This window comes from Streptomyces sp. NPDC088124 (assembly GCF_040685895.1).
Classification (GTDB): domain Bacteria; phylum Actinomycetota; class Actinomycetes; order Streptomycetales; family Streptomycetaceae; genus Streptomyces.
Map to the genome: position 1 here is coordinate 26,498 of NZ_JBFBJB010000083.1, position 7,581 is coordinate 34,078.

The 7,581-nt window shown below is 74.0% G+C and carries 5 protein-coding genes; all 5 read right to left on the reverse strand.

What is annotated here, in order from left to right; genetic code table 11:
• Window positions 1-5 precede the first annotated feature (5 nt).
• On the reverse strand, window positions 6-497 hold the full coding sequence (locus AB0P17_RS39880; RefSeq protein ID WP_365819389.1) for a hypothetical protein: 492 nt from the start codon (window positions 495-497) through the stop codon (window positions 6-8).
• Window positions 498-634: 137 nt separating this feature from the next.
• Entirely contained in the window at window positions 635-2,944 is a 2,310-nt protein-coding gene (locus AB0P17_RS39885; RefSeq protein WP_365819391.1) for a molybdopterin cofactor-binding domain-containing protein, read from the reverse strand.
• Window positions 2,941-4,341 carry a (2Fe-2S)-binding protein gene (locus AB0P17_RS39890; protein ID WP_365819393.1) on the reverse strand — a complete coding sequence of 467 codons (1,401 nt, stop codon included), beginning with the start codon at window positions 4,339-4,341 and terminating at the stop codon, window positions 2,941-2,943. The genes AB0P17_RS39885 and AB0P17_RS39890 overlap by 4 nt, the downstream gene beginning before the upstream one ends.
• Window positions 4,338-5,234 (reverse strand): FAD binding domain-containing protein, encoded by an 897-nt coding sequence (locus AB0P17_RS39895; protein ID WP_365819395.1) that lies wholly within the window; start codon window positions 5,232-5,234, stop codon window positions 4,338-4,340. The genes AB0P17_RS39890 and AB0P17_RS39895 overlap by 4 nt, the downstream gene beginning before the upstream one ends.
• 246 nt (window positions 5,235-5,480) lie before the next feature.
• Window positions 5,481-7,253 (reverse strand): beta-N-acetylhexosaminidase, encoded by a 1,773-nt coding sequence (locus tag AB0P17_RS39900; RefSeq protein WP_365819397.1) that lies wholly within the window; start codon window positions 7,251-7,253, stop codon window positions 5,481-5,483.
• Between the last annotated feature and the right edge of the window lie 328 nt (window positions 7,254-7,581).

Below are 7,581 nucleotides of genomic sequence, written 5' to 3' on the forward strand. Positions count from 1 at the left end.
ACTCATCAGATCTGGCCGTCCTGTGAACCGGGCTTCGCCTGACCGCCCGCGCCGCCCGTCCCCTGCGGCGCCCCGCTCTGCTGCGCCCGGTCGCCATACTCCGTGCCGGCTTCCTTGGCGAGGAGCTGCATCCTGGCCCGGATGTCCTCGTTCATCCCGTCGTATCCGTTGCGGGACGCCTGGAGTCCGACCGACAGCCCCTCGATCTGCAGGGCCAGCATCCGGGACAGCTCCTCCAGCTGGTCGTGGACGACCATGTACGTGCCATACAGGAACGCGCTCTCCCGGAGGGCGGGCGTGCCCAGGTGGCTCTGGACCATCCGTTCGCCCGCGACCCTCCGCTCCGCGGCCTCCGACTCGTCGAGCCTGGTGAGCAGTTCGTCGACCTCGTTCTTGAACTTGGTCAACTCACCCGATTCGACACCCACGTCCGGTTTCGCGGCAGGGGTGGGCAGCGTCGGATATACCGGCCGGCCCGTCCCGTCGTCCTGCGCCATCGGCGCGCCTCCCCGTTGTCCCCCGTTGCACACACAGCTACGGAAGCCACTCTAACCAGCGCGTCTGACACCGCACACCTCAGCCCTTGCATCTGCAACGCAGATCACGCCACGACGAGTTGGGGACGCGGGCCGTTCTACGCCCCCGGCGCCGCCGCCACCGCCGCCTGGGGGCGGATCGGGAGGCGGCTGATCGGGCGGCCCGTCGCGGCGCGTACCGCCGCCGCCACCGCCGCCGGGGAGGTGACCACCGGGGCCGCGCTGGCCGGTTTGGCGCCGAAGGGGGCGACCACGTCGCGTTCCTCGACCAGGCGGACGATCCGGATGTCCGGGGCGTCCAGGGAGGTCGGGAGGGCGTAGCCGGTGAGGTCGGGGCGGCGGATCAGGCCTCGGGTCGTGCGGAGGTTCTCCGTCAGGGCGGTGCCGATGCCCTGGGTGATGCCCGCCTCGATGCGCGTGGCGAGCTGTGCCGGGTTGAGGATGCGGCCGACGTCCTGCGCCAGGGCCATCTCCACGACCCGGATCGAGCCGAGTTCGATGTCGACGTCCACCACCGCGCGGATCGCGCAGAAGGCCATGCCCACGAAGGCGTCGCCCTGGCCCGCGCCGTCGAGGGGCTCGGTGGGGTGGGGGCGGCACTGGGCCGTGGCCCAGAGTTCCTTGCCGTCCATCGCCTCGGTGACGGTCGTGGAGAGCACACCGTCGTACGAGGTGATCTTGCCGTCGGTGATCTGGAGCAGCTCGGTGGACATGCCGAACTTGTGGGCCAGCGGCTGGAGGAGCTGCGTGCGGACCATCTTGGCGGCCCGTTCGACCGCCCCGCCCGAGACCCAGGTGTGCCGGCCGTGGGCGGCCGGGCCCGCCGGGGGCTGGTCCGTGTCGACGGGGGCGACGTGGACCTCCTCGATGCCCAGGGTCTCCTGGACGATCTGCCGGGCGAGCGTGGCGAAGCCCTGGCCGGTCTCGACGGCGGCGCAGATGACCGTGGCGATGCCGTCGTGGACCTTCACGGTCGCCGTGGAGACCTCGTCCGCGCCCTCCGCGCCGAGCATGTGGACCATGCCCAGCGCGTAGCCGACGCCACGCCGTACCGCGCCCGGCTCCCCCGCGCCCTCGGGGCCGCCGGGGAGCAGCCAGGCGGCCTCCGGGGTGTCCTTGGGGAGGGGGGGCAGCGGGTAGTCCCGTACGGCGGTGAGCAGTTCGGCCACCGGGGCCGGGCAGGTCACCGTCTGGCCGGTGGGGAGGATGTCGCCGGTGGCGAGCACGTTGCGCATGCGCAACTCGGCCGGTTCGAGGCCGAGTTTGGCCGCGAGCTTGTCCATCTGGCCCTCGTACGCGGCGCAGACCTGCATGGCGCCCTCGCCGCGGACATGGCCGGAGGGCGGGTTGTTGGTGCGTACGGCCCAGCCTTCGATGAAGGCGTGCGGGACGACGTACGGGCCGCAGGCGAAGGCGACGGCCGCGGCGAGGGATTCGGACGAGGCGTCGGCGTACGCGCCCGCGTCCAGCAGGATCTGGGCCTCGACCTTGACGAGGCGGCCCTCGGCGTCCGCGTGGTGGCGGTAGCGCAGCAGGGTCGGGTGGCGGTGGGCGTGGCCGAGGAAGGACTCCTCGCGGGTGGCGGCGAGTTTGACGGGGCAGCCGGTGCGCAGCGCGAGGAGTCCCAGCGGGATCTGGAAGCCGGGGTCCTCGCGGTCGCCGGTGGCGCCGGGGACGCCGGTGACGACGACCTTGACCTGTTCGGGGTCGAGGCCGAAGCAGGCGGCGGCCAGATCGCGGTCGGTGTGCGGGTCGGTGGAGGCGGTGTAGATCTCGACGCCGCCGTCCGGTCGCGGTACGGCGAGCCCGGCCTCGGCGCCGATGGGGGCCGGATCCTGGCGGCCGATGCGGTAGAGGCCCTCGACGATGATCTCGCCGGCGATGTCGGGGTCGCCGTAGCGCAGCGGGATGTGGCGGATGAGGTTGCCGTCGGGGTGCAGCGGCTCGGCGGCGAACGCCTTCTCGGGGTCGGTGACCGGGTCGAGCACCTCGTACTCGACGGCGATGGCCGCGGCGGCGAGCCGGGCCGTGTCGGGGTGGTCGGCGGCGACGGCGGCGATGGCCTCGCCGTGGTGGCGTACGACGTCGGCGGCGAAGACGGGGCGGTCGACGACGCTCCTGCCGTACGCGGAGTCGCCGGGGACGTCGGTGTGGGTGATGACGGCCCGTACGCCGGGCATGTCGGCGGCGGCGGCCGTGTCGACGGAGACGATGCGGGCGTGCGGGTGCGGTGAGCGCAGGATGGCCGCCCACAGCAGGCCCTCGGCCCACAGGTCGGCGGCGTACGGGAAGGTGCCCTCGGTCTTCGCTCGCGCGTCCGCGGGCGCGAGTGAGGCTCCGAGGCCGTGCGCGGGCGGCTCCTGGTGGGGACCGTCGAGCGTGGTCCCGGTGGCCGCGTCGTTGCTCACGCCATGCCTCCGTCGGGCGAGTGCGGGTGCGGGTGCGGGGTCAGGTGCGGGTCACCGGCGGCGCCGGTGCCCGGGGGTGTCTGGTGCGGTACGCGCGCTTCCTCGGAGGCCGCGGCGGCGGCCTCGGCGCTCGCCTGGCGTTCGGCGACGACCTCGCCGACCGCGTCGAGCACGCCGCGGTAGCCGGAGCAGCGGCAGAGGTTGCCGCAGAGGGCCTGGCGGGTCTCCAGCTCCGTGGGGGCGTGGTTGCCCTCCAGGAGGTCGTGGACGGTCATGGCCATGCCGGGGATGCAGAAGCCGCACTGCACGGCCCCGCACGCCGCCAGGGCCCGCTGGACGTCGGAGGGTTCGCCGTCGACGGCCAGGCCCTCGACCGTACGGACCTCGGAGCCGGCGGCGGTCGCGGCGGGGACGAGGCAGGAGGCGACGAGCCGGCCGTCGACCTGGACGTTGCAGGCGCCGCACTCGCCCTGGGAGCAGCCGTCCTTGGCGCCCGCGAGGCCGAGGCGTTCGCGCAGCACGTACAGCAGCGACTCGCCGATCCAGGCGTCGGTGACGGGGCGGTCGGCGCCGTTGACGCGCAGGACGTAGGAGCCCGCGGGGTGTTCGGCGCTGTCGTTGCTGTGGGTGAGCGGCGCGAAGTCGGGGTCCGGCTCGGGGGCCGCCGCGGCCAGGGGCTCCGGCGCGGGCAGGGGTTCCGGGACGGGCTCGGGGGCCGGCGGGGGCGCCTGGGCGGTCTCCGGGGCCGGTTCGGCTACGGAGACGTCCTCAGCGGGCTCCGTCTCCCAGGGCGCGGCGGCGGCGCCCGGCAGGGTCGCGGGCGGGGCCTCGCCGGACCACTGGGAGGCCAGGACCGAGGTACTGAACTCGCCGGACTCGTCGGGAAGATCACCCCCGGCGACCGGGATCGTCCACTGGCCGGTGGGCGCGGTGGGGGCGGCTCCGTCCGCGGGCCCGTCGGCGGAGGGCGCGCCCGTGCCCGCCTCCTGGACGACCTCGCTGAAGTTCCAGTGGCTCGTGCCCTGCGGTTCGTAGCCGCCGGGGCCGTATCCGCCGTGGCCGCCGTGGGCGTACCCGCCCTGGCCGTAGTCGCCGCCCTGGCCGTACGCGGTGTCCTGCGCCCCTGCCACCGGCTGGGCGGCCCAGCCGCCGGGCGCGGAGGGATCGGGCCGCGACGGGTCGCCGGGGGCCTGGGGGGAGATGCTGGGCGGTACGTAGCCGTGCCCCGGCGCGGCGAGGGGCGCGTCCAGGGTGTCCTCGGGCGGAAGTTGCACGAAGGCGGTCGCCTCGCCGTCGTAGTCGCCGCCCTGCGGGACCGGCTGCCAGCCGCCCCGGCTCGCGGCGTCCTGGCCGGGTCCGGAACCCTGGCCGGATCCGGAATGGTCGTTGGTGGTCACGACAGCGCCCTCCCCAGTGCTCGTCGGGCCAGCGCGGCGACGGTGCGCCGCAGGTGCAGTACGGCGGCGGACGGCGCGGGCACCTCTCCGCCGTCGGCGGGCGGCGGCGGGTCCGGGATGCACGCGGCGGCGACGTACTCGCCGAAGGCGGCGAGCGCCTCCTGCGCGAGCCCGCGCGCCCCGTCCCAGTCGATCAGCGAGGCGATCCAGCGCTCCGCGTCGAGCGGGCGCAGCGGCATCGGGGCGATCGCGCCGACGGCGCAGCGCACGCCGCGCCGCGCCGGGTCGAGGACGACGGCGACGGAGGCGGTGGCCCGTCCCGGGCCGGTCCGTCCCGTCGCCTTGAGGAAGACCTGGGGGGCGTGCAGCAGCGGTACGCGGACGAAGCCGATGAGTTCGGCCGGGGCGAGCATCTCGCGCCCCGCCAGGAGGTGGGAGACGGGGATCTCGCGGCGGACGCCGCCGGGTCCCGCGACCACCAGGTCGGCTTCGAGGGCGGCGAGGACGGGCAGCGCGTCGCCGGTCGGCGCGGCGGTGGCGATGTTCCCGCCGAGCGTGCCGGCGTTACGGATCTGGGGTGGCCCGGCGGCGCGCGCGGACGCGGCGAGCGCGGGGATCAGGGCCGCGAAGTCGGGCCTGCCCATGCGCGCGTGCGTGAGACCGGCGCCGAGCAGGGCGTGGCCGTCCTGGTAGTGCCAGCCGCGCAGTTCGCTGATCCGCCCGAGGCCGACGAGGCCGGCGGGCCGCAACTGGCCCTTGTTGACGGCCGCCATCAGGTCGGTGCCACCTGCGACGGGCACGGCGGCAGGCATCTCGGTGAGCGCCGCCACGGCCTCGTCGAGCGAGGCCGGCAGCGTCACGAACTGCGCCGTCTGCGGTGCGTGCGTGGTCAACCCCACTGCCCCTTTCCGGTGTCCCGGTGTCCCGCCTGTGTTGCCGTACCGTACGTGCTCACAGCCCGGACGTGGCAACTCTGGCACATCTTCCGGGCCGGGCGACGCGAGGGTCCACGAAGGACGCATCCGTCCCCGACCAGGGGGAAGGTCCGCTTTCACCCCGCATCACCGGCACGTACCGAATGCCACTCTTCGGCGGTCGTTGTATGACTTATCCGCCTGATGGGGCGCGCCTCCTGTGCCTCAGACCCGGGGCGGCGGCCCCTCGATCGGGCGTCCCGGCACGCCGGGGCGGCGCTGCCAGGGCAGGGGGCCGCCGGGCGGCCGGTAGTCGACCCCGAGGGCGTCGAGGCGCCGGTAGTGCTCCGCCATGCGCTGCTCGAAGTCGGCGAAATCACGTTCGCCGGGGGCGGGCAGCGCCGACCAGGCGACCTCGGCGAAGGCGGCCAGGCGCGGGAAGGCCTGGTAGTCGACGCGGGAACGGTCCTGCATCACCTCGGTCCAGACATTGGCCTGGGTACCGAGGACATGGGCGGCCTCCTCCTCGGTGAGCTCCGGGGGCACGGGCTCGAAGCGGTAGACGTCCTCCAGGGTGCGGACGTATCCGATGGGCATCGGCTCGTCGTCGCCGGGCGCCTGACGGTAGTCCAGGTAAACATGTTGTGCCGGGCACATGACGACGTCGTGTCCGGCGCGCGCGGCGGCGATCCCGCCCGCGTAGCCGCGCCAGGACGAGACGGCGGCGCCCGGCGTGAGGCGGCCCGCCCCGGCTCCGCCCGCCCCGGCTCTGCCCTCCCGGGCTCTGCCCGCTCCGTCCCCGCGCGCCCCGTCCCCGTCCCCGCCCTCGGCGTCGGCGCAGGCGTCGCCCGACAGGCTGCCGCCCTCCAGGATCTCGTCCCAGCCGATCAGGCGCCGCCCGCGCGCGGCGAGCCAGCGGTCGAAGTGGCGGATGAACCAGGACTGCAGTTCGTCCTCGCCCGCCAGGCCGAGTTCGCGGATCCTGGCCTGCGCCGCCGGGGACGCCTTCCACTGGTCCTTGGGGCACTCGTCACCGCCGATGTGAATGAACGGCGAGGTGACGGCGGGGAAAAGAGCGAGTATCTCGGTGAGGACGTCTTCGTAGAACCGGAGGGTGTTGTCGGTGGGGGCGAGTACGTTGTCATTGACGCCCCAGGTGTCCCAGACGGTGAGGGAGGTCGTGTCGATGACATCGGTGTTGCCGAGTTCCGGGTACGCGGCGATGGCGGCCTGCGAATGGCCGGGGATCTCGATCTCCGGGACGACGGTGATATGCCGCGCGGCGGCGTACGCGACGATCTCGCGAATGTCGTCCTGCGTGTAATAGCCGCCGTGCGGTTTCTCCTCCCATATTTCCGAGGCGCGGTGTCCCCATTTGGTGCGCGCCCGCCACGCCCCGACCTCGGTCAGCCGCGGGTGGCTCCGGATCTCGACGCGCCAGCCCTGGTCGTCGGTGAGGTGGAAGTGAAAGACGTTCAGCTTGTGGGCGGCGAGCAGATCCAGCCACCGCAGGATGTCGTCCTTGGGGGTGAAGTGCCGTGCCACGTCGAGCATCAGCCCCCGCCACGCGAAGCGCGGCGCGTCCTCGATGACCGTCATCGGTACGGACCAGTGGCGTCCGGGGTCCAGGGGCGCCGCGCGGAAGGCGTCGGGGCCGAGGAGCTGACGGAGCGTCTGGGCGGCCCAGAAGACCCCGGCGGCGCTGCCTCCGTCGAGCCGGACACCGTCGGCGCCGACGGTGAGCCGGTATCCCTCGGGGCCCAGGTCGCGCGCGAGGTCCGCGCTGATCCCGAGCACGATCAGGTTGCCGCCGGCGCCGCCGCCCGTACCGGCGTCGGGGAGCGGCAGCCCGGTGGCGGCGCCCACGGTGGTACGGAGCCAGCGCGCGACACCCGCCGTGCCGGGACCCGCCTCGACGGCGGTCTCCTCGTCCAGCGGGAAGGCGCCGGCGGCCCTCGGTCCGGGCCAGGACCGCAGCGGGTCGGGGATCAGATCCATCAGTCTCCTAACGGGGGCCGCCGGCTTCAGCCGGTGAGGGAATCGCTTCCCTGGCCCGTGATATTTTCCGTACGTCCCAAAGGGACCGGTTCGGGCTGGACCGCGACCCTCGGGTTGGAAGCTCCCCTCCTTCAGGCGGGGAAGCGGAGTCACGTAGTCGCTCCTCCGTGCTGGGCGACGATTGCCGGGTCCAGGGGCTCGGCGCGGGCGGTCTCATGGTCGGCGTCATGGCCATCATCGGTGACCTCATCCCGCCCCGGGAGCGCGGCAAGTACCAGGAGGGAGGTCCCGAGTTGAGCTCCGCAAGGGGGGATCTGGGCGCCGAAGT

Coding starts and splice junctions, on each gene's coding strand:
- AB0P17_RS39880 (WP_365819389.1), bottom strand. CDS start 497: ATGGCGCAGGACGACGGGACGGGCCGGCCGGTATATCCGACGCTGCCC.
- AB0P17_RS39900 (WP_365819397.1), bottom strand. CDS start 7,253: ATGGATCTGATCCCCGACCCGCTGCGGTCCTGGCCCGGACCGAGGGCC.